18 protein-coding genes and 1 pseudogene are annotated in these 20,741 nt (G+C 72.8%); 11 read left to right on the forward strand and 8 right to left on the reverse strand.

The genetic code is table 11. The features are described from left to right. The first annotated feature begins 124 nt into the window (after nucleotides 1-124). From ABUW04_RS34975 to ABUW04_RS34985, 3 genes are all read left to right on the forward strand, one after another. Nucleotides 125-925 carry an SGNH/GDSL hydrolase family protein gene (locus ABUW04_RS34975; RefSeq protein ID WP_380568449.1) on the forward strand — a complete coding sequence of 267 codons (801 nt, stop codon included), beginning with the start codon at nucleotides 125-127 and terminating at the stop codon, nucleotides 923-925. A gap of 242 nt (nucleotides 926-1,167) precedes the next feature. Next, a complete protein-coding gene (locus ABUW04_RS34980) occupies nucleotides 1,168-1,380 on the forward strand; it encodes a heavy-metal-associated domain-containing protein (protein WP_030250347.1) in 213 nt (70 codons plus the stop codon). A gap of 90 nt (nucleotides 1,381-1,470) precedes the next feature. Continuing rightward, nucleotides 1,471-3,789, forward strand: a complete 2,319-nt coding sequence (locus ABUW04_RS34985) for a heavy metal translocating P-type ATPase (protein WP_380568450.1) — start codon at nucleotides 1,471-1,473, stop codon at nucleotides 3,787-3,789. 238 nt (nucleotides 3,790-4,027) lie between these two features. Here ABUW04_RS34985 and ABUW04_RS34990 read toward each other — a convergent pair whose 3' ends face one another. Both ABUW04_RS34990 and recD2 read right to left on the reverse strand, forming a co-directional pair. Next, on the reverse strand, nucleotides 4,028-5,317 hold the full coding sequence (locus ABUW04_RS34990; protein WP_030250341.1) for a citrate synthase: 1,290 nt from the start codon (nucleotides 5,315-5,317) through the stop codon (nucleotides 4,028-4,030). Between the two features lie 165 nt (nucleotides 5,318-5,482). Then, on the reverse strand, nucleotides 5,483-7,714 hold the full coding sequence (gene recD2 / locus ABUW04_RS34995) for an SF1B family DNA helicase RecD2 (protein WP_380568451.1): 2,232 nt from the start codon (nucleotides 7,712-7,714) through the stop codon (nucleotides 5,483-5,485). A 197-nt stretch (nucleotides 7,715-7,911) separates the two neighbouring features. On the opposite strand from recD2, the gene ABUW04_RS35000 reads away from it, so the two are divergent. The 4 genes and pseudogenes from ABUW04_RS35000 to ABUW04_RS35015 form a co-directional block, all read left to right on the forward strand. Next, nucleotides 7,912-8,694, forward strand: coding sequence for a VOC family protein (locus tag ABUW04_RS35000; protein WP_380568452.1), 783 nt, complete (start codon nucleotides 7,912-7,914; stop codon nucleotides 8,692-8,694). Between the two features lie 95 nt (nucleotides 8,695-8,789). Continuing rightward, on the forward strand, nucleotides 8,790-9,278 hold the full coding sequence (locus tag ABUW04_RS35005) for a glutathione peroxidase (protein WP_030250333.1): 489 nt from the start codon (nucleotides 8,790-8,792) through the stop codon (nucleotides 9,276-9,278). A 44-nt stretch (nucleotides 9,279-9,322) separates the two neighbouring features. Further along, nucleotides 9,323-9,778, forward strand: coding sequence for a GNAT family N-acetyltransferase (locus ABUW04_RS35010; RefSeq protein ID WP_380568453.1), 456 nt, complete (start codon nucleotides 9,323-9,325; stop codon nucleotides 9,776-9,778). Between the two features lie 118 nt (nucleotides 9,779-9,896). Continuing rightward, nucleotides 9,897-10,109: pseudogene (locus ABUW04_RS35015) on the forward strand (MarR family winged helix-turn-helix transcriptional regulator); the annotation flags it as partial. 124 nt (nucleotides 10,110-10,233) lie between these two features. Here the strand turns inward: ABUW04_RS35015 and ABUW04_RS35020 are convergent. Beyond that, on the reverse strand, nucleotides 10,234-11,235 hold the full coding sequence (locus tag ABUW04_RS35020) for an EamA family transporter (RefSeq protein WP_380568454.1): 1,002 nt from the start codon (nucleotides 11,233-11,235) through the stop codon (nucleotides 10,234-10,236). Nucleotides 11,236-11,385: 150 nt separating this feature from the next. Here ABUW04_RS35020 and ABUW04_RS35025 point away from each other — a divergent pair, with 150 nt between their 5' ends. Together ABUW04_RS35025 and ABUW04_RS35030 are read left to right on the forward strand one after the other, a co-directional pair. Beyond that, nucleotides 11,386-12,216 carry a trypsin-like serine peptidase gene (locus tag ABUW04_RS35025; RefSeq protein ID WP_380568455.1) on the forward strand — a complete coding sequence of 277 codons (831 nt, stop codon included), beginning with the start codon at nucleotides 11,386-11,388 and terminating at the stop codon, nucleotides 12,214-12,216. An 84-nt stretch (nucleotides 12,217-12,300) separates the two neighbouring features. Continuing rightward, nucleotides 12,301-13,281: a LysR family transcriptional regulator gene (locus ABUW04_RS35030; RefSeq protein WP_380568456.1), complete on the forward strand. Its 981-nt coding sequence runs from the start codon at nucleotides 12,301-12,303 to the stop codon at nucleotides 13,279-13,281. Here ABUW04_RS35030 and ABUW04_RS35035 read toward each other — a convergent pair. Next, nucleotides 13,278-14,072: a ZIP family metal transporter gene (locus ABUW04_RS35035; RefSeq protein WP_030250317.1), complete on the reverse strand. Its 795-nt coding sequence runs from the start codon at nucleotides 14,070-14,072 to the stop codon at nucleotides 13,278-13,280. The two genes, ABUW04_RS35030 and ABUW04_RS35035, sit on opposite strands and share 4 nt — an antisense overlap. A gap of 448 nt (nucleotides 14,073-14,520) precedes the next feature. On the opposite strand from ABUW04_RS35035, the gene ABUW04_RS35040 reads away from it, so the two are divergent. Then, nucleotides 14,521-15,393, forward strand: a complete 873-nt coding sequence (locus tag ABUW04_RS35040; protein ID WP_380568457.1) for a hypothetical protein — start codon at nucleotides 14,521-14,523, stop codon at nucleotides 15,391-15,393. 27 nt (nucleotides 15,394-15,420) lie between these two features. Here the strand turns inward: ABUW04_RS35040 and ABUW04_RS35045 are convergent, their stop codons facing one another. The 3 genes from ABUW04_RS35045 to ABUW04_RS35055 are packed head-to-tail and all read right to left on the reverse strand — an operon-like array spanning nucleotide 15,421 to nucleotide 18,182. Further along, nucleotides 15,421-15,858, reverse strand: a complete 438-nt coding sequence (locus ABUW04_RS35045) for a DUF6278 family protein (protein WP_380568458.1) — start codon at nucleotides 15,856-15,858, stop codon at nucleotides 15,421-15,423. 43 nt (nucleotides 15,859-15,901) lie between these two features. Continuing rightward, nucleotides 15,902-17,491, reverse strand: a complete 1,590-nt coding sequence (locus tag ABUW04_RS35050) for a restriction endonuclease (protein WP_380568459.1) — start codon at nucleotides 17,489-17,491, stop codon at nucleotides 15,902-15,904. Between the two features lie 49 nt (nucleotides 17,492-17,540). Beyond that, nucleotides 17,541-18,182: a helix-turn-helix domain-containing protein gene (locus ABUW04_RS35055; protein ID WP_380568460.1), complete on the reverse strand. Its 642-nt coding sequence runs from the start codon at nucleotides 18,180-18,182 to the stop codon at nucleotides 17,541-17,543. A gap of 96 nt (nucleotides 18,183-18,278) precedes the next feature. Here ABUW04_RS35055 and ABUW04_RS35060 point away from each other — a divergent pair, with 96 nt between their 5' ends. Continuing rightward, nucleotides 18,279-19,526 (forward strand): MFS transporter, encoded by a 1,248-nt coding sequence (locus ABUW04_RS35060; RefSeq protein WP_380568461.1) that lies wholly within the window; start codon nucleotides 18,279-18,281, stop codon nucleotides 19,524-19,526. A 51-nt stretch (nucleotides 19,527-19,577) separates the two neighbouring features. Here ABUW04_RS35060 and ABUW04_RS35065 read toward each other — a convergent pair whose 3' ends face one another. Beyond that, complete coding sequence (locus ABUW04_RS35065; protein ID WP_380568462.1) at nucleotides 19,578-20,738, reverse strand: MFS transporter; 1,161 nt, start codon at nucleotides 20,736-20,738, stop codon at nucleotides 19,578-19,580. Nucleotides 20,739-20,741: the final 3 nt, after the last annotated feature.

Consider the following 20,741-nt stretch of genomic DNA (forward strand, 5'->3'; position numbering starts at 1 on the left):
GGCCGGAAAATCCGGCTCCTTCACCCCCTCTCGACTATTCCCGCCCTTTACGTGGTCCTTATCACCACCGTCAAGCCACACCTACGGTGGCGTAGGTCACTTGAGGTGGTGAAGTATTTTCGGCATGGCTGCGCAGACTGAGACTCCCGCGTTCACTTCCTACGTCGCCCTCGGGGACAGCTTCACCGAAGGCCTCAACGACCCCGATCCGGACGGCGGATTCGCCGGTTGGGCCGACCGGCTGGCCCGACTGCTCGCCGAGGGCCGCCCGCGCACCCCCGAGGGTCCCTACGACTTCCGCTACGCCAACCTCGCGGTGCGCGGCCGACTGCTGGACCAGATCGTCGAGGAGCAGGTGCCGCGGATCCAGCAGATGCAGCCCGACCTGGTCAGCTTCACCGCCGGCGGCAACGACATCCTGCGGCCCGGCAGCGACCCGGACGAGGTCGCCGAGCGCTTCGAGGCGGCCGCCGCGCGGCTGCGCGACTCCGCCGGCACCGTGCTGATCTGCACCGGCTTCGACACCCGCGACACCCCCGTGCTCAAGCATCTGCGCGGCAAGATCGCCACCTACAACGCCCATCTGCGCGCCATCGCCGACCGCAACGACCTCGCGGTCACCGACATCTGGGCACTGCGGACGCTGCGGGACCGGCAGGCCTGGAGCGAGGACCGGCTGCACCTCTCCCCCGAGGGCCACCAGCGGGTCGCCCTGCTGGCCGCCCGTGCCCTGGGCCTGGACACCGCCGAGGCCCCGGACGCCCCCTGGCCGGCCACCCCGTTGCACACCCCGGCCGAACTGCGCCGGGAGAACCTGCACTGGGCCCGCGAGCACCTGCTCCCCTGGGTCGGCCGCCGGCTCCGCGGCGAGTCCTCCGGGGACGCCGTCTCGGCCAAGCGCCCCGACCTGCTGCCGCTGGGCTGAGCCCCCCGGTCCGCCCCGTCACCCTCCGTCGCAAGCCCGCCCGGCCCGTCCCCACCCGGGGGCGGGCCGACGGCGTTTCCCGGGGCGGAAGCCGTCACATCGTGTCCCTCTGGTTACCCTCTGTACCGGAAGCCCGCGACCGATCCGGATTTCCGAACTTTCCAGCGCTGCGTCGAAATACCCCCTAGGGGTATGGTGTTGGATAGGTCAGAGAGCACAGCACCGACTCATGGAGGAACAACATGTCCACTGCCGTCTTCACCGTCTCGGGCATGAGCTGCGGTCACTGCGAGAAGTCGGTGAGCGAGGAGATCAGCGCCCTGCCCGGGGTCACCGAGGTCAGCGCGGACGCCAAGGCCGGCACGGTCACCGTCGCCTCCGAGCAGCCGCTGGAGGACGAGGCCGTGCGCAGCGCCGTCGACGAGGCGGGCTACCAGCTGGTCGGCCGGGCCTGAACACCGGTCGGGGATCGAGGCCCCGGGGCCTCGATCCCGCGAGACCGGACCCCATGAGAGGCCGGACCCCATGAGAGGAGAGTGGGCACCATGAGCACCGCGACGCCCGGCATAGGCCTGCCGGACTCCCGAACCCTCGCCGACGACGCTCCCCGCACCCGGGTCGAGCTGTCCATCGGTGGGATGACCTGCGCCTCCTGCGCCGCGCGGATCGAGAAGAAGCTCAACCGCATGGACGGCGTCGAGGCCACCGTCAACTACGCCACCGAGCGGGCCAGCATCAGCTACGCCCCCGGTCTGGCCGTGGACGACCTGATCGCCACGGTCGAGCGCACCGGCTACACCGCCGAGGCCCCGCAGCCGGAGCCCGAGGCCGGGCCCGATCCGGCCGGCGACACCGGCGACACCGGTGCCGCCCCGGACGGGCTCGCCGCGCTGCGGCAGCGGCTGCTGGTCACCGTCGCCCTCAGCCTGCCGGTGGTGCTGCTGGCCATGGTCCCCGCGCTCCAGTTCCGCAACTGGCAGTGGCTCTCCTTCGCGCTCACCGGACCGGTGGTGGCGTACGGGGGGTGGCCGTTCCACCGCGCCGCCTGGACCAATCTGCGCCACGGCGCCGCGACCATGGACACCCTGGTCTCGCTCGGCACCCTGGCCGCCTTCGGCTGGTCCACCTGGGCGCTGTTCCTGGGCACCGCCGGGATGCCGGGAATGACCCACGGCTTCAGCCTGGAGGTCGGCGCGGGCGACGCCTCCTCGACGCTCTACCTGGAGACCGCGGCCGGGGTCACCGCCTTCATCCTGCTCGGCCGCTACCTGGAGGCCAGGGCGAAGCGCCGGGCCGGCGCCGCGCTGCACGCCCTGCTGTCGCTGGGCGCCAAGGACGCCGCGGTGCTGCGCGACGGCCGCGAGGTACGGGTGCCGGTCTCCGCGCTGGCCGTCGGCGACCTGCTGGTGGTCCGGCCCGGGGAGAAGATCGCCGCCGACGGCGTCGTGGCCGAGGGCAGCTCGGCCGTGGACACCTCGCTGCTGACCGGGGAGTCCGTCCCCACCGAGGTCGCCCCGGGCGATCCGGTCACCGGAGCCACCGTCAACTGCGGAGGACGGCTGGTGGTCCGGGCCACCGGTGTGGGCGCCGACACCCGGCTGGCCCGGATGGCCAAGCTGGTCGAGGAGGCGCAGAACGGCAAGGCCGCGGCCCAGCGGCTGGCCGACCGGATCTCCGCCGTGTTCGTGCCGGTGGTCCTGGCCATCGCCGTGGCCACGCTGCTCGGCTGGCTGGCCGTCAGCGGCAACGCGGCCGAGGCGTTCACCGCCGCGGTGGCGGTGCTGATCATCGCCTGCCCCTGCGCACTGGGCCTGGCCACCCCCACCGCACTGATGGTGGGCACCGGGCGCGGTGCCCAGCTGGGCATCCTGATCAAGGGCCCCGAAGTGCTGGAGTCCACCCGGGCCGTGGACACCGTGGTGCTGGACAAGACCGGCACGGTGACGACCGGTCAGATGGCGCTGCGCTCCGTGCACACGGTCGAGGGCGTCAGCGGCGCGGAGGCGCTGCGGCTGGCCGGGGCGCTGGAGCACGCCTCCGAGCACCCGATCGCCCGGGCGGTCGCGGATGCCGCGGCCGCCGCCGAACCGGACGGCGTGCTGCCACCGGTCGACGGTTTCCGGAACACTCCCGGGCTGGGCGTCCAGGGCGTGGTGCAGGGGCATCTGGTGCTGGCCGGCCGGGAGGGCTTCGTGCACGGGGACGGTGCGCTGCCGGAGCCGCTGCTGGCCGCCAGGGAGAGCGCCGAGAGGTCGGGCCTCACCGCGGTCACCGTGGGCTGGGACGGAGCGGTACGGGCCGTCCTGGTGGTCGCCGACGCGGTGCGGCCGACCAGTGCCGAGGCGGTGCGCAGGCTCCGGGCGCTGGGGCTGACGCCGGTGCTGCTGACCGGCGACAACCGGGCCGTGGCGGCGAGCGTGGCCCGCGAGGTCGGCATCGACCAGGACCAGGTGATCGCCGAGGTGCTGCCGGAGGACAAGGCCGCGGTGGTGGCCCGGCTCCAGGCCGAGGGCCGCACCGTGGCCATGGTCGGCGACGGGGTGAACGACGCCGCCGCACTTGCCCGGGCCGATCTCGGACTGGCGATGGGCACCGGCACCGACGCCGCCATCGAGGCGGCCGACCTCACTCTGGTCCGTGGCGACCTGCGGGCCGCCGCGGACGCCATCCGGCTGTCCCGACGGACCCTCGGCACCATCAAGGGGAACCTGTTCTGGGCCTTCGGCTACAACGTGGCGGCACTGCCGCTGGCCGCGTTCGGCCTGCTCAACCCCATGATCGCCGGAGCGGCCATGGCCTTCTCCTCGGTGTTCGTGGTGAGCAACAGCCTGCGGCTGCGGAGCTTCCAGGGGCAGCGGGACTGAGGCGTTCTGACGTCACATCACCACTACTCTGCGCCATGAGAGCGGAGTCACAGGGGACCGGCGTAACTTCCGGCCCCCTGTTGTGTGTTACAACACGTGAATCGGGGTTCCGGCGGACCCCGTACGTCGGCCTCCGTCGCTGGGTGGCCGACAGGCGCACGGCGCGGCCGGGGGGTGGTTGAGCGGCCTCCCCCTACGGTCCGCGCCGTGCGCGCCTCGACGTTCCTGCCGAGGGCGCTCAGCGCTCCGAGACGGGGACGTAGTCGCGGGTCTCGATGCCGGTGTAGATCTGCCGCGGACGGCCGATCTTGTTGGTCGGGTCCGTGATCATCTCCTGCCAGTGGGCGATCCAGCCCGGCAGTCGGCCCATGGCGAACAGCACGGTGAACATGCTGGTCGGGAAGCCCATCGCGCGGTAGATCAGGCCGGTGTAGAAGTCCACGTTGGGGTAGAGCTTGCGCGAGACGAAGTAGTCGTCGGTGAGCGCGTGCTCCTCCAGCTTCAGCGCGATGTCCAGCAGCTCGTCGGCCTTGCCCAGCTGGGCCAGGACGTCGTGGGCGGCGCTCTTGATGATCTGGGCGCGCGGGTCGAAGCTCTTGTAGACGCGGTGCCCGAAGCCCATCAGCTTCACGCCGTCTTCCTTGTTCTTCACCTTGCGGATGAAGGCGTCGACGTCGCCGCCGTCGTTCTTGATCGCGGTGAGCATCTCCAGCACGGCCTGGTTGGCACCGCCGTGCAGCGGGCCCCAGAGCGCGTTGATGCCGGCCGAGATGGAGGCGAACAGGTTGGCCTGCGAGGAGCCCACCAGGCGGACCGTGGAGGTGGAGCAGTTCTGCTCGTGGTCCGCGTGCAGGATCAGCAGCTTCTCCAGGGCGCTGACGACGACCGGGTTCAGCTCGTAGTCCTCGGCCGGCACCGCGAAGGTCATCCGCAGGAAGTTCTCGACGTAGCCGAGGTCGTTGCGCGGGTAGACGAAGGGGTGGCCCTGGGCCTTCTTGAAGGCGTAGGCCGCGATGGTGGGCAGCTTGGCGATCAGCCTTATGGCCGACAGGTCGCGCTGCTCGGCGTCGAACGGGTTGTGGCTGTCCTGGTAGAACGTGGACAGCGCGCTGACCACCGAGGACAGCATCGCCATCGGGTGCGCGTCACGCGGGAAGCCCTGGTAGAACCGCTTGACGTCCTCGTGCAGCAGGGTGTGCTGGGACACGTCCCGCTGGAACGCGGTCAGCTCGGCGGCGGACGGGAGTTCGCCCTTGATCAGCAGGTGCGCGGTCTCCAGGAAGGTGCCCTGCTCGGCGAGCTGCTCGATGGGGTAGCCGCGGTAGCGCAGGATCCCCTTGTCGCCGTCGATGTACGTGATCGCCGATTTACAGGCCGCGGTGTTGCCGAAGCCGTTGTCCAGCGTGGTCAGGCCGGTCTGGCTGAGCAGCTTCGAGATGTCGAAGCCTGCGTTGCCGACGGTGGCGTCCACCACCGGGTACTCGTACTCGTCGCCGTGGTAGCTGAGTACTACAGAGTTGTCGCTCACGTCTTCCCTCACCAGCGAAATGAACCTCTTCAAGGGGTGCCCTGACTAATAACACTGTCCACCATTTGCCTGACAAACGTGCAGCCAGGGTGCCCAAAAAGAGCTGAACACCACAAAGATCGGACCGCTGTGCGTTCACAAGTCGACAGCAGGACGGCGGCCCGATCAGCCCGTACGCAGCCGGTGGTCCAGCGCGGTATGCCTGCGACCAGCGGAAACAGCCCGAACGGCCTGGGCCAGGGCGCGCCGGGACCCCACCAGCACCACCAGTTGCTTCGCCCGGGTGACGGCGGTGTAGAGCAGGTTCCGCTGCAGCATCATCCAGGCGCTGGTGGTGACCGGGATCACCACGCAGGGGTACTCGCTGCCCTGCGAACGGTGGATGGTCACCGCGTAGGCGTGCGCCAGCTCGTCCAGCTCGTCGAAGTCGTAGGGCACCTCCTCGTCCTCGTCGGTGACCACGGTGAGCCGCTGCTCCTCCAGGTTGAGCGCGGTGACCACCCCGACGGTGCCGTTGAAGACCCCGTTGGCGCCCTTCTCGTAGTTGTTGCGGATCTGGGTGACCTTGTCGCCGACCCGGAAGGTCCGCCCGCCGAAGCGGCGTTCGGGCAGGTCGGGGCGGGACGGGGTGACCGCGGCCTGCAGCAGGGTGTTGAGGTTGCCGGCGCCGGCCGGGCCGCGGTGCATCGGGGCCAGCACCTGGACGTCCCGGCGCGGGTCCAGGCCGAAGCGGGCCGGGATCCGGCGGGCCACCACGTCCACCGTGAGCCCGGCGGCGAGCTCGGTGTCCTCCTCGGCGAAAAGGAAGAAGTCGGCCATGCCGTCGGTGATCGGCGGGACGCCCTCGTTGATCCGGTGCGCGTTGGTGACCACGCCGGACTGCTGCGCCTGCCGGAAGATCCGGGTCAGCCGCACCGCCGGGACCGGGCTGCCGGGGGCCAGCAGGTCCCGCAGCACCTCGCCGGCGCCGACCGAGGGCAGCTGGTCGACGTCGCCGACCAGCAGCAGGTGCGCGCCCGGGGCGACGGCCTTGACCAGCTTGTTGGCCAGCAGCAGGTCCAGCATCGAGGCCTCGTCGACGACCACCAGGTCGGCGTCGAGCGGACGGTCCCGGTCGTAGGCGGCGTCCCCGCCGGGCTTGAGCTCCAGCAGCCGGTGCACCGTGGACGCCTCGCAGCCGGTCAGCTCGGCCAGCCGCTTGGCGGCCCGTCCGGTGGGGGCGGCCAGCACCACCTTGGCCTTACGGGCCAGTGCCAGGGTCACGATGGAGCGCACGGTGAAGGACTTGCCGCAGCCGGGGCCCCCGGTGAGCACCGCGACCTTCTCGGTGAGCGCCAGCTTCACCGACTGCTCCTGCTCCGGGGCCAGGTCGGCGCCGGTCTGCGTCCGCAGCCAGGCCAGGGCCCGGCCCCAGTCCACGTCGGCGAAGGCCGCGAGCCGGTCCTCCGGGCCCTTGAGCAGCCGCAGCAGCTGGTTGGCCAGCGAGATCTCGGCGCGGTGGAAGGGGACCAGGTAGACCGCGGTCAGGCTCTCGCCGACGCCCTCGTCCAACGGCACCTGCTCGCGGACCACGCCCTCCTCCGCGACCAGACCGGCCAGGCACTCGATGACCAGGCCGACCTCCACCGCCAGCAGTTTCACCGCCTCCGAGATCAGCCGCTCCTCCGGGAGGAAGCAGTGGCCCTGGTCGGCGCTCTGCGACAGCGCGTGCTGCAGCCCCGCCTTGACCCGCTGCGGGCTGTCGTGCGGGATGCCGACGGCCTGGGCGATCCGGTCGGCGGTGAGGAAGCCGATGCCCCAGACGTCGGCGGCCAGCTTGTAGGGCTCCTCCCGGACCACCCGGATCGAGTCGTCGCCGTAGTTCTTGTAGATGCGGACGGCCAGGGAGGTGGAGACGCCGACGCTCTGAAGGAAGATCATCACCTCCTTGATCGCCTTCTGCTCCTCCCAGGCGGCGGCGATCAGCCTGGTCCGCTTGGGGCCGAGTTTGGGGACCTCGACCAGCCGGGCCGGGCTCTGCTCGATGATCTCCAGGGTCTCGGTGCCGAAGTGCTCCACGATCCGGTCGGCCAGTCGCGGACCGATGCCCTTGATCAGCCCGGAGCCGAGGTAGCGGCGGATGCCCTGGACGGTGGCCGGCAGCACGGTGGTGTAGTTCTCGACGGTGAACTGCTTGCCGTACTGGGGGTGGCTGCCCCAGCGGCCGTGCAGCCGCAGGCTCTCCCCGGGCTGGGCACCGAGCAGCGCCCCGACGACGGTGAGCAGGTCCCCGGCGCCACGGCCGGTGTCGACCCGGGCGACGGTGTAGCCGGTCTCCTCGTTGGCATAGGTGATCCGCTCCAGCACACCGGTGACCTCGGCGAGTTGGATCGGCGCTGCGGGATTCCGGTCGGGCATGGGGGAACCGTACCGCCGGGGTCCGACAGGCGCGGGGGCGCTGTCTTTGCCACTATCGAACGTGATCGAAAATGACCGAAATAATTTCTTTTCGATCCTGCTGCCCCGAGGGCTCCAGATTGTCAGTGCCCGGCGCAAGACTGTGAACCGGCAGTGAACCGCAGTCCCTCACCGACCCCACCCCGCAGGAGCACACCATGCTCAGCAACTCCAACACCCCCTCCACCCCCACCTGGCTCGACCTCGGCAGCAACGACGTCGACGCGAGCACCGCCTTCTACACCGAGCTGTTCGGCTGGACCGCCCGCTCCGCCGGCCCGGACAGCGGCGGCTACGTCTTCCTCGAACTCGGCGGGAAGATGATCGGCGGCCTCGGCCCGAACATGGAGCCCGGCGCCGACGGTGCCTGGACGCCCTACTTCGGCACCGCCGACGTCGAGACCACCAGCAAGTCCGTCGAGATGGCCGGCGGGACGGTCCGGATGCCGGCCATGGACGTGATGTCCTCCGGCCGGATGGCCCAGTACACCGACCCCACCGGGGCGAAGTTCGCGGTCTGGCAGCCGCTGGAGCACACCGGCTTCCAGGTCGTCGACGTTCCGGGCAGCGTCTCCTGGGTCGAGCTGCAGACCCACGACGGCCCGGTGGCGATCGCCTTCTACGAGGCCGTGCTGGGGTGGACCGTCACGCCCAACCCGATCGGCCCGGACATGGTCTACAACGTCGTCTCGCTGCCGGGCGGCGCGCCCACCGGCTTCGCCGGGATCATGGCGGACACCCAGTTCCCGGCGGTGCTGTGGAACCCGTACTTCGAGGTGGCGGACTGCGACGCCACCTTCGCCAAGGCGACCGCGCTGGGGGCGAGCGCGCTGATGGGCCCGGAGACCATGCCCGGCATCGGCCGGATGGCGCAGCTGACGGACCCGCTGGGCGCCCGCTTCTCGGTGATCGCCACCGAGGCGCCGGCCCAGCAGGGCTGAGCCGCGCGGGGTGGGGCCCCGGGCGGACGGGAAGACCCCGTGATCGGGCACTGTTGTCACCGAGACACGACAGTGCCCGATCACGGAGGTCCCGCATGAGCCTGTACGACATCCCGCTGCACACCCTGTCCGGTGAGGAGACCACCCTCGACGCGTACCAGGGCAAGGCGGTGCTGCTGGTCAACGTCGCCTCCAAGTGCGGTCTGACGCCGCAGTACTCGGGCCTGGAGCGGCTCCAGCAGCAGTACGGGGACCGCGAGTTCACCGTGCTCGGGGTGCCCTGCAACCAGTTCGCCGGGCAGGAGCCGGGCAGCGCCGAGGAGATCCAGACCTTCTGCTCCACCACCTACGGGGTCTCCTTCCCGCTGCTGGAGAAGATCGACGTCAACGGCGAGTCCCGGCACCCGCTCTACGCCGAGCTGACGCAGACGCCGGACGCCGACGGCGAGGCCGGGGACGTGCAGTGGAACTTCGAGAAGTTCCTGCTGTCGCCGCAGGGCGAGGTGGTCGGCCGGTTCCGCCCGCGCACCGAGCCGGAGGCCCCCGAGGTGGTCGCCGCGATCGAGGCGCAGCTGCCGGCCTGACCCCTTGCGGTGCCCCGGCCCGGGCCCGGCCTAAGCTGGTGATCATGACGGATCATCTCTTCAGGCCGGCCGTGGTCGGGGACGTCCCGGCGATCGTGGCGCTGCTCGCCGCCGACCCGTTGGGCGCGGGCCGGGAGACCCCCGACGATCTGACGCCGTATCTGGCCGCCTTCGACCAGCTCGCGGCCGACCCCAACCAGCATCTGCTGGTCGCCGAACGCGGGGGCGAGGTCGTCGGGACGCTGCAGCTGACGGTGATCCCCGGCCTCTCCCGCGCGGGTGCGACCCGTACCGTGATCGAAGCGGTGCGGGTCCGCTCCACCGAGCGGGGCCTGGGGCTGGGCACCCGGCTGATGGAGCACGCCGTCGAGGAGTCCCGGCGACTGGGCGCGAGCCTGGTCCAGCTGACCTCCGACACCAGCCGGGTCGATGCGCACCGCTTCTACGAGCGGCTGGGCTTCACCGCCTCACATCTGGGCTTCAAGCTGGCGCTGGGTTGACTCAGGCTGCCCTTACGGAAAATATGAGCCAAGCTCTGCAATGTCGCCAGGACCCGCAGGAGACCCCGTGGCCGCCCCGAACCCCGTACCCGCCGAGGTCGACCTCGCGGACGCCGTCATGCGCGCGGCCAAGCGGATCAGGCGGGGCACCTTCAACCGGCTGGCGCCCTTCGGCATCACCCCCTCGCAGGGGCGCGCCCTGGACGTACTGGCGCGGGGCGCCCAGCGCGGCGGCCAGATGATCCGGCTGAACCAGCTGGCCGAGCGGCTGCACATCGCGCCCCGCTCGGTCACCACCGTGGTGGACGCGCTGGAGACGGCGGGCCTGGTCGGCCGGGTGCAGGACCCCGACGACCGGCGGGCGATCCTGCTGCAGCTGACCGAGGAGGGCGAGCGGATGGTCGCCCGGATCGGCGAGGTCCGCCGGGAGGTGGCCCGCGAGTACTTCGAACCGATCAGTCCGGACGACCGGACCGCGCTGCTGCGGCTGCTGCGACTGACGGACGAGGCGTACGAGCAGGCGCACCCGCATGCACATCCGCACGCGCACCCGCAATCGCAGCCGCACCCGCAGTCCGGGCCCGGCGGAACCGGCCGGGCGTGACCGAGGACAGCCCGATACCGGCGATGACCAGCAGCGCCGCAGCGCCCGCCACCGGGGTGACCGGCTCGCCGAGCAGCAGCCAGGACGAGGACATCCCGAAGACCGGCACCAGCAGCGAGAACGGCGCCACCACGGTCGCCTCGTGATGCCGCATCAGATAGCCCCAGGCGCCGAAGCCGAACAGGGTGGCGCCCCAGGCCACGTAGAGCAGCGCACCCACTCCGCCCGGGCTCAGCGAGCGCAGCGCGGCGAGGTCCGCCGCGCGGCCCTCGAACAGCAGCGACAGGCCCAGCAGCGGGAGCGGCGGCACCACGCTGACCCAGACCATCCAGCGGAACAGGTCCGGCGGCGCGGCCTTGCGGGTGAGCACATTGGACAGCCCCCAGGCCACCGCGGCGGCCACCACCAGGGCGAAGGCCCGCATCGGCCCGGAGCCGCCGCCCGCGGAGCCCTGGTCGAAGGCGGCGAGCACGATGCCGGCCACCCCGACGCCGAGACCGACCAGCCGCCGGCGGCCCGGCCGTTCACCCAGCAGCAGTGCGGCGAAGGCGGCGGTGAAGACCGCCTGGCTCTGCAGCACCAGCGAGCTGAGCCCGGCCGGCATCCCGGCGTGCATCCCGATGAACAGCAGCCCGAACTTCACCACTCCGAGCACCACCCCGACCGCCAGCACCCAGCGCCACGGCACCCGGGGCCGACCGACGAAGAAGACCGCGGGAACCGCCGCCACGGTGAACCGCAGCGCGGAGAACAGCAGCGGCGGGAAGTGCGCCAGGCCGATGTCGATGACCACGAAGTTGACGCCCCACACGGCTGCGACGGCGACGGCCAGGGCGAGATGACGGGGAGGCATGGACCGATCCTGACCCCGGGGATCGTTGAGCACCAGCGAATAGTTCTTCAGCGATCCCGTTAGCAGTGCTGAACGATTGGCTGATGCCCCGTCACCCGGCTGCGCTCCGACGGTGGCGGCCCACTGCAGCTGTCAGAACAATACGGTCATATGACGCATCGTTTCCCCGCGCTCGCGCCCCTGCTCGGTGTACTCGCCGCCGCCATAGCGGCCACCACCCTTGCGGCCCCCGCCCCGGCCGCGGCCTCGGCGCTACCCGCCTCCGCACGGCCCGCCTCGGCACGACCCGCCTCCCTGCTGCCCGCCTCCGTGGCCTTCGCCGGAGTGCCCCGGGTGGGCGCCCTGTTCAACTCCGCCGGAGGCACCCTGGGCGGGCACTACTGCACGGCCTCGGTCGTCGACAGCCCCGGGCACGACCTGCTGGTCACGGCGGCCCACTGCGCGGTGGCCCCCGGCACCGGCAAGGCCAGGAACGGCATGGTCTTCGTCCCCGGCTACCACGACGGGATCCAGCCCTACGGGCAGTGGTCGGTGAGCCGGGTCACCACGGACGTCCGGTGGTCCAAGCAGGGCGACCCGGACTACGACGTGGCCTTCCTGACGACCCGTCCGGGAGCGGGAGCCGGCGGCCGGCGGGTCCAGGACGCGGTCGGCTCGGAGGCCGTCGGCTTCGGCACCCCGCGCACCGCCGGCGCGGTGGCGGTGGGCTATCCCCGCCGGACCCAGCGCCCGGTGTACTGCGGGAACGGGCTGCGGGCCCGCAGCGCCACCCAGCTGGAGTTCGACTGCCCCGGCCTGCCGGGAGGCACCAGCGGCAGCCCGCTGCTGACCGGGGTCGGACCGACCGGGGCAGGGCGCGGCACCGTGGTCGGCGTCATCGGCGGCTACCAGGCGGGCGGCCTGACCGACGACATCTCCTACTCGCCCTACTTCGGCGCGGCCATCGCCGCCGTCTACCGGGCCGCGGTGCTCCAGGGCTGACCGGCCGCAGGTCCGCCGCACAGGGCGCCGCACGGGGGCGGCACACGGGACCGGCCCGCGGCCGATGCGCATAGGCTCGTCCGCATGATGGATCTCGGGCGCCTGCGGGCGCTGCACGCGGTCGCGGTGCACGGCTCGGTCGGCGCGGCCGCGGCCGCCCTCGGCTACACCCCCTCCGCGGTGTCCCAGCAGATCACCAAGCTGGAGCGGGAGACCAGGACCGAGCTGCTGGAGAAGCGCGGCCGGGGCGTGGTGCTCACCGACGCGGCCCAGGAGCTGGTCGGCGCCGCCCGCCAGGTGCTGGCCCTGGTGGAGCAGGCCGAGGTCTCGCTGGAGCAGCGCCGGGGCCGGGTCTCCGGGCGGCTGTCGATGGCGGCCTTCGCCACCGCGGCCCGCGGCCTGCTCCCCGGCGTGCTCGCCGACCTCGCGACCCGCCACCCGGAGCTGGAACTCAGCCTGCTGGAGAGCGACCCCTATCTGATGGCCGACCTGGTCGCCCGCGGCGAGATCGACCTGGCGGTGGTTCAGGACTGGCCCAACACCCCGCTCGGGGTGCCGGAGGGGGTGGCCAGGATGCCGCTGGGCGAGGACCCGGTGGATGTGCTGCTGCCGGCCGACGACCCGCTGGCCGCGCTGCCGGTGCTGCCGGTGGAGGCCATGGCGGGGCGCCCCTGGGTGAGCGTGCCGGCCGGCAACATCTGCCACGACTGGCTGGTGCGGACCATGCGCGAGGCCGGGCAGGAACCGGACATCCGCTACCACGTCGGCGAGTTCGAGACCCAGATCGCGCTGATCGCGGCGGGCCTCGGCCTGGGTCTGGTCCCCAGGCTGGGCCGCGGGACGCTGCCGGGCTCGGTGGTGGCGCGACCGGTGCACCCCGCGCCCAGTCGCCGGGTGTTCGCGCTCTGGCGGCAGCACGCCTCCCGGCGTCCGGCCATCGCCGCGGCCCTGGACACCCTCAAGGAGCACTGGCCGCAGCGGGTCTCGGCCGCCGAACCGGCGTCCGAGCCAGCATCGGAGCCGGCGTGCGAGCCGGTGCCGGAGGCGGCGCCCCGCTCCCGCTAGTTGGCCAGGCCGATGACCAGCCACATGAAGCCGGCGCCGGCGATGGTGCAGAGCAGGGTGGAGCGGGAGGGGTGCGGGCTGTGCGCCTCGGGGAGGATGTCCGAGGTCGCCAGGTACATCAGGAAGCCGGAGAAGAAGCCCAGGTAGAGCCCGACGACATGCTCCGGGATGGTGAACAGCAGGGTGATCCCCGCGCCCAGCACCGGGGCCACCGCGTCACAGCCCAGCAGGATCAGCGCACGGCGCCGGTCGTTCCCGTAGAGCCGGGTGATGGTGTACGTGTTGAAGCCGTCGGCGAAGTCGTGGGCGATCACCGCGATCGCGACCACGGTCCCGAAGGAGTCGCCGACCTGGAAGGCCGCGCCGATCGCGAACCCGTCCATCACGCTGTGCAGGCACAGTGCGGAGGCGGCGGCGAGTCCCAGCTTCTCGCTCCGGCCGTGGCTGTGCCCGGTGAAGTCGGAGGGCGCCGGCGCCGGTGCCGTTCCGTGCTGGTGCCCGTGCTGGTGTGCCGCGTACTCGGCCTCGTGGGCCCGGTGGATCGCCACCGAACGCTCCACCACGTGCAGCACCAGGAAGCCCAGCACGAACATCAGCAGTCCCTGCGGAACGCCCCACAGGTGGCTCGGCGCCGCGTCCAGCGCCTCCGGCAGCAGGTCGAACCCGACCACCCCGAGCATCAGTCCGGCCGCGAGGCCCAGCACCAGATGGCGCTTGTCGCCGACCTTCCCGGCCACCAGGCCGCCCACCAAGGTCATCAGGAAGGCCCCAGCGGCCACCAGAACCGGCATTCCCGCACGCTCGCTCTCATCGCGTCCCGCTGCGCGCAAGCGGGTGGTCCCGTGCGTCGTTCCCAGCAAGCGGTAATGATAATGCTTATCGTTAGTAGGATCGTACCTGGCCCCGGGAGCGCGCCCGCACCCGCGACCCGGCCGGTGTCCTCAGCTGCGTCCGCACGAGCGGGAGGCGTCCGCACGAGCGGGAGGGCGGCGGCGCCCTGCCCAGTCGCCGCCGCCCTCGGGAGTGGCCCAACCCGCGCCCTCACCGCAATCGTGCGCGACCCCGCACTCCCGCGCGCCCCGAACTGCGCCGGACGGGTCACCGCCGACGTACTTACCGGACCGTACGGTGCTGCGTACGCTGTCGGGGGGCATCAACCGCAGGGGGGCGGGGGCCATGGTCGGGGTTGCGCCAGAGGGAGCAGGGCGGGGACGGCGGCACGGACGGGCGGGGGCACGGTTGCTGACGCCCGGTCTGCTGCTGGGCCTGGCCATGGCGGTGCTGACGCTGGGCGCCGGCTGCGCGGTCGGACATGTCGGCGGCACCGGGGCGGGTTCGTCCCGGGTCGAGGTGAGCCTGGTACCGCAGGGACCGTCGACCGGCTCCGACCGGCCCGGCGCGGCGCGCTCCGGTTCCGGCAGGCGCGCGTCGGCCTCAGGCGCGGCCTCCGGGCAGCGCACCGCCGGAGCACGTCCGTCGCCCGGCGCCTCGACCCGCCGTTCCACGACCGCCGTCTCCCGGGGCGCCCGGCTCAGCGACGCCGCCACCAGCGCCTCCGCCGCCCGCTCCGGCGCGGATTCCGCGACCTCGGCGGCCCCCGCCGCCTTCCTCCCGGTCGGCGCCTGCGTCGCGGCCGTCACCGGGTCCGCGGGCGCCTCCTACAGCCAGGTCGACTGCGGCAGCGGTGCCGCGTCCGCCGTCGTGATCCGGCGGCAGGCAGCGGGAACGCCCGCAACCTCCTGCCCGAGCGGCACCGACTTCGCCCTGCAGATCACCAGCATCGGCACCGACGCCGCGGCGACCACCGGCTCGAAGGCCCAGGTCACCGGTGTCGCCTGTCTGCGCAACCTGCACGCACCGCATCCCGGGGACCCGGGCGGCGGGGGCGGCTTCGGGATCGTCGTCGGCGACTGCATGGAGGACACCGGCGGCGGCACCCTGCGGGAGACCGCCTGCGACGCCACCGGAGCCGATCGGCCCGACTACCGGGTCATCGGGCTGGTCGCCCGCAACGTCGACTGCCCGAACGGCACCACGGCGTACATCACGGTGCACAACCCGGGCTCCCCGGTCCAGGTGGCCTGCGCGGTGTCGGTGCGCAGCGGCGGGTAGCCGGGGCCCCGGCCGGCCCAGCCGCGCTCAGCCGCTGTCGAGTTCCGTGTAGACCGCCGACAGTTCGGGCGAGCCCTCGGCCGCCCAGCCCTGGCCCATCGCCACCACGTCCAGTTCGCGTCCGCTCGCCAGCACCACCACCGGTCGGCCGTCGGGCAGCTGCTGCCAGCGGGCGCCGTCGATGCTGTGGACGATCACGGTGCCGAGGTACAGGCCGGCGTCGTGGCCGAGCCCCTCGGAGGTCTCCGGGTCAGGGTCGTCCCGCCATCCGGGCATCAACTGGTCCAGCGCCTGCAGCGAGGCGGCCGAGTCGTCCAGCACCAGACCGGCGTCGGAGGCCTGCTCGCGCAGCATCGCGCACTCGGACAGCATCTCGTCCAGGGTGCCGGGGTCGGGCGCCCCGGAAGGACCGGCGGTCCCCGGGTCACGCCGTGTGCGCCAACGGTCCAGAAAAGCGAAGCCCATGGCTACAGCGTGACAGCCCCCGGGCCGACGAGCGATAGGACGGTCAACCGCCCAGCTCAGCGCCGAGATGCGCGCGGACCAGGGCGCGCAGTTCGCCGCCGTCGATCAGCCTGAGCTCGGGGCAGGCCGCTGCCGCGACCACGGCGTCCGCCTCGAAGCTGCCGGTGGTCGCCCAGATGCCGCCCGCGGCTCCCTCGTCCGCGACCACCTCGGCCACGTCCCGTACCGCGTCGGCCCCCACCGTCATCGGACGGCGGGCCGCGAACACCACGTGCCGCTCGGTGCTGAACCCGCGGCCGTCCCCCTGGGCGAAGGCCAGCAGCCCGTCCCTGCCGCGCAGCTGGAGCTCCCAGTCCTCCAGTCCCATCTGCTCGAACAGTTCGGCGATCAGCGCGGTGAACTCACCCGGGGACAGTTCCTCGGGAGCCGGAGGTCCGGAGCGGCCGATCGCGAACGGCGGCACCGGCACCGGGGCGAACGGGTCCGTGGAGAGCACGCAGGTCAGCTCGGACAGCCGCTCGACGGCCTCGGCGTCGGTGTCCGGCAGCAGCGATCCGGCGAACAGGTCCTCGCGCCGCGCGTCTACGCTGACCAGGCAGGACTCCCCCGCCTCCGCCGTCACCGCGCGGCCGTTGACGACGATCCCGTCCAGCCGGGACTCGGTGTCGGCGGCCAGCAGCGCGTCCAGTGCGCGCAGCACCAGACGGGCCGTCAACTGGCGGTAGCGGGCCAGGCACTCGTTCCGGGGCCGGGGCACGGCCTCCACGCCCCCGTCCGGCGCCACCTGGAACCGCAGCGCGGCGGGGACCACCGCGGGCCCGGGCAGTACCAGGTCGACCACGGCGGTCCGGGTCAGTTCGCGGTAGCTGACCCGGGCCGGGACCTCCAGCCCCGGCAGCCGGCCGGCCGCGGCCAGCGCCCGTTCCAGCACCGATTCGACGGCGGCGGGGTGGCCCTCCTCGTAGGACCTGCGGTAGCCCTCCAGGCGCTCGTTGTACTCGCGCACGCTGCGGGCGCGCTGCTGCTCCTCCTGCTCGTGCGCGAGCCGGGCCTGCTCCGCCTGGGCGCGCAGGTCCCGTTCCTGGTGCCGGTACTCGCGCAGGGCGCGCTGGTGCTTCAGCCGGGCCTCGGCCAGGATCTGCTGGTAGGGGCCGCTGAGCAGGGGGCGTCCTGGCGCCTCGGAGCTGACCTGACCCGGGTCCGGTGCGTAGTCGGCCCAGCGCGGCGGCTCGACCACGGCGTCGGCGGGCAGCGGCCGGGGCTCGTAACTGCGGCGCAGCGCGTCGAAGTCCACGGCCGGGGACGGCTCGGCGGCCAGCGCGAGCAGTTCCTCCAGGCGCTGCTCGGCGTCCTCGGCCACCTCGGTGTACTGCTGGGCGAGGTAGGCCCGCCCGCCGCTCCTCCCGGTGCCCGCGACCCCGCCGACCGGCCGGCCCTGCACTCCGTTCGCCCCCTGACCGTTCTGACCGCCCTGACCGCCCGACGCCATCGCCGCTCCCCCGTGCCCCGATCCCCGTTCACGCAAGGGGCCAAGCATCTCATCGGCCAGGCTGTTCATCGACTCAATCGCCACGTCCGCCGGGCACAGCAGTTGGTCCAGGGGCGTGAGCGGCCCCTCGTCGTCCTCCTCCATCCACCTCTCCTCCCCGGAGGGATCGCCCTCGAACCCGGGTCGGCCGCGGTCAACCGGACGCGGTGTTCTCGGAGTAGACCGCGATCAGGACGTTCAGCGGGATGCCGTCCGCATCGTCCTCCTCGTCCAGGTACTCGGCGATCAGCGCGGAGAGCCGGTCCCGGAACCGCGCCGCGCGCCCCGGCGAGACGCGTACGTCGCCGAGCATCATCAGCGGCCTGCGCAGGGCCTCCGTGCCCTGCGGGTCCAGGCGACCGCCGCGCGCCGCGGCCAGGTACTGCCGCCGGAAGCTGTCGATCGCGGCGCCGAAGGCCTCGGCCTGGTCGTCCCGGTCGGCCCGGGTGTCCAGGAAGTCCCTGCTGAACTCCAGGGTGGTCTGCCCGGCGACATAGCGCTGCTCGGTGATGCCGGAGACCACCCGGGTCTCGGCCACCCGGAGCAGTCCGCGCTCCTCCAACTGCTTGAGGTGCCGGTACAACTTGGTCTGCGGCTCCCTGAGTTCGGCCGCGAGATCCTTGGCGGTCCAGCCGCGCAGGCCCTGGGCCGCGCGGTCCATCATCACCCGCAGGATGGTGACCCGCAGCGGATCGGCGAGGGCCTTGAGGGTGTCGGTGTCGTCCACCACCCGCACGCCCGGCACCGCCGTGCGGGTCTCCTCCGCTGCTCCTGCTGCCGCGCGCGCTCCGTCCATGACCACATCTTGCCAGGGGCTCACGCCTGCGCAATCATTCACGCAAGAGTGAATGGTTTTGTGTGCGTGAGCGTTCACGCAGTCGGGAGGAGCTTCGTGTCCAGTACCAGCACCGCCGCCACCACCGCCCAGGCGCCGCCGTCGGTCCCACTGCTCCGCAACTGGCGCTTCCAGACCCTGTGCGTCGGCTCCGGAGCCGCCCTGATCGGCGTCTACGCGACCGATGTGGCCTATCCGCTGATCATCCTGGCGCTGACCGGCTCACCCGCCCTGGCCGGGGTGTTCGGCCTGGTCCAGGCCGCGGCGTCGGTGCTCTGCACGCTGCCCGCAGGACAATTGGTGGACCGTCACGACCGGCGCAGGATCCAGATCGCCGCCGAGAGCGTCCGGGTCGCCGCCACCGCGAGCGTGGCGCTGGCCTTCGCCCTGCACCACGTCACCTTCGTGCAGCTGCTCATGGTCGGCGCCCTGGTCGGCGGGGCGCAGCCGTTCGTCGGCGCGGCCAGGATGCTCACGGTCCGCGCCGTGGTGGAGCCCGAGCAGCTCAGCGCGGCGCTCACGCAGGACGAGGTCCGGGTCAGTACCGCCGAGCTGACCGGCCCGCCGCTGGGCGGACTGCTCTACGGCATCGCGCGGATCCTGCCGTTCCTGCTCAGCTCCCTGGGCTTCGTACTGTCACTGACCGCGGCCGTCGCGGTGCGCCCCGCCGGCGCCTCCGGCGCCCCGCGCGGCAGGGAGCACCGGGGCGGGATGTTCGCCGGGGTCAGGGCGTTGTGGCAGGACGCCACCCTGCGGCCGGTGGTGGTGCTGCTGTTCGCCTTCAATGTGGCCGGCGTCCCGCTGACCCTGGCCGCCGTCTACCAGCTGCACCGCCATTCCGCGCCGTCCTGGTCGATCGGCCTGGCGCTGGCCGGCTCCGCGGTCGGCGGGCTGATCGGGGCCGCCCTGGTGCGCCCGCTGCACCGCCGGTTCCGCCCGGGGACGCTGCTGCTGGCGGCCTCCGGCTGGGCCGCCCTGACGGTCGCGCTGCTCGGACTGGTGTCCGGGCCCTGGCAGATCGGCCTGGTGCTGCTGGGGACGAGCCTGGGCTCCCCGGCGATCATGGTGCTGCTGGACGTGCTGATCTTCCGTCAGGTGCCGGACGGGCTGCGGGGCCGGACCATCGCCGCGACGATGTCGCTGATGGGGCTGGGGGTGCCGCTCGGCAGCGGGCTCGGCGGTCTGCTGCTGCAGTACCTCGGCGGCACCGGGGCGCTGCTGGTGCTGGGCTCGCTGCTGGCCTGCGCCACGGCCTGGGCCGCCGGGCAGCGCGGGCTGCGGACCGCGGTCTGGCCGGCGCCGTGATCCCCGGCGGCGTGCACCCGGTCGCCGTGCACCCTGTCGCCGTGATCCGGGTCAGGCGGAGGGGTTGAGTGCCCGCGGCTCGGTGCCGCGGGCGACCACCGCCATCGGCAGCGCCACCAGCAGCAGCACCGCCGCGAGCACCAGTCCCATCACCGGGAATCCGGCGTCCACCGACAGCAGGGTTCCGGCGATCGGCCCGCAGGCGACGCCCAGGGCGGTGGCGGAGCCGATCATTATCGCCCAGCGGCCCTCCCCGTCCAGGCGTGCGGCGAGGCCGAACAGATGGCTCAGAACGAAGGGGTAGACGGCGTTCCAGGCGATCTCCCCCAGCGCGAAGGGGGCCGCGGAGTGTGCGGCCCCGCTGATCGCCACGAAGCCGGCGATGGCCACGGTGCCCACCCCGATCGGCAGGGTCCGCCCGAAGCGGTCGCCCAGCGAGCCCGCGGCGGCGATGCCGAGCAGCCCGGCCCCGAGGGCCAGGGCGAAGACCAGGCCGAGCGGCGCCTCGGCCAGGCCGACCCGGTTCAGCCCGATCCGTCCGCTGACCCCCCACAGGGCGTTCTGGGCCATCGACCAGAACAGGATGCAGCAGGCCAGGGTCACTCCGGCGGCACGCGCGGGAAGCGGTCCCGACCGGCGCACCGGTCCGGTCGCCGGGGAGGGCGGCCCGGCCTGGCGCTCGGCCAGCCCTCCGGTCCAGAGCAGGGCGAGCGCACCCCATCCCGCGATGCAGGCGAAGGGCAGCCAGTGGCCGCCGCCGAGTTGAGGCAGGATCAGGTAGAGGGCGACGGCCACGCTCGAAGCCAGCAGCAGCCCGTGGACCGAGATCCGGTGCGGGTCCCGCTGCCCGGCGATGCCCGCGGTGGCGACCGCGGCCACCGTCCCCGATCCGGCACCGCCCAGCAGGCAGCCGAGGACCAGCAGCGGCAGCGAGCCGGCCGGGGCGACCGCGGCCAGGCCGAAGCCGACGACGACCAGGGCCAGGCCGACCCGGGCCTTGCCGACGGCACCGTTCGCCGCGCCCCTGGACATCAGCGTCAGCCCGGCGACGGCCGAGGCCAGCAGCAGGGCGCTGCCGATGGCCCCGGCCGGGGTCGGCGCGAGCCGGTAGTCGGCCGTGAGTCGTCCGACCAGCGTCGGCAGCAGGTAGGGGGCCAGATAGCCGGCGGAGAAGAGCATGGTCAGTGAAGGCGTGACGGAGCGCGCAGACATGGA

It is taken from the genome of Streptacidiphilus jeojiensis (assembly GCF_042510965.1).
Taxonomy (GTDB): Bacteria; Actinomycetota; Actinomycetes; order Streptomycetales; family Streptomycetaceae; genus Streptacidiphilus; species Streptacidiphilus jeojiensis.

Coding starts and splice junctions, on each gene's coding strand:
- ABUW04_RS34980 (WP_030250347.1), top strand. CDS start 1,168: ATGTCCACTGCCGTCTTCACCGTCTCGGGCATGAGCTGCGGTCACTGC.
- ABUW04_RS35025 (WP_380568455.1), top strand. CDS start 11,386: ATGACGCATCGTTTCCCCGCGCTCGCGCCCCTGCTCGGTGTACTCGCC.
- ABUW04_RS35030 (WP_380568456.1), top strand. CDS start 12,301: ATGATGGATCTCGGGCGCCTGCGGGCGCTGCACGCGGTCGCGGTGCAC.
- ABUW04_RS35045 (WP_380568458.1), bottom strand. CDS start 15,858: ATGGGCTTCGCTTTTCTGGACCGTTGGCGCACACGGCGTGACCCGGGG.
- ABUW04_RS35000 (WP_380568452.1), top strand. CDS start 7,912: ATGCTCAGCAACTCCAACACCCCCTCCACCCCCACCTGGCTCGACCTC.
- ABUW04_RS35055 (WP_380568460.1), bottom strand. CDS start 18,182: ATGGACGGAGCGCGCGCGGCAGCAGGAGCAGCGGAGGAGACCCGCACG.
- ABUW04_RS35050 (WP_380568459.1), bottom strand. CDS start 17,491: ATGGAGGAGGACGACGAGGGGCCGCTCACGCCCCTGGACCAACTGCTG.
- ABUW04_RS35035 (WP_030250317.1), bottom strand. CDS start 14,072: ATGCCGGTTCTGGTGGCCGCTGGGGCCTTCCTGATGACCTTGGTGGGC.
- ABUW04_RS35005 (WP_030250333.1), top strand. CDS start 8,790: ATGAGCCTGTACGACATCCCGCTGCACACCCTGTCCGGTGAGGAGACC.
- ABUW04_RS34985 (WP_380568450.1), top strand. CDS start 1,471: ATGAGCACCGCGACGCCCGGCATAGGCCTGCCGGACTCCCGAACCCTC.
- ABUW04_RS35065 (WP_380568462.1), bottom strand. CDS start 20,738: ATGTCTGCGCGCTCCGTCACGCCTTCACTGACCATGCTCTTCTCCGCC.
- recD2 (WP_380568451.1), bottom strand. CDS start 7,714: ATGCCCGACCGGAATCCCGCAGCGCCGATCCAACTCGCCGAGGTCACC.
- ABUW04_RS34975 (WP_380568449.1), top strand. CDS start 125: ATGGCTGCGCAGACTGAGACTCCCGCGTTCACTTCCTACGTCGCCCTC.
- ABUW04_RS35010 (WP_380568453.1), top strand. CDS start 9,323: ATGACGGATCATCTCTTCAGGCCGGCCGTGGTCGGGGACGTCCCGGCG.
- ABUW04_RS35020 (WP_380568454.1), bottom strand. CDS start 11,235: ATGCCTCCCCGTCATCTCGCCCTGGCCGTCGCCGTCGCAGCCGTGTGG.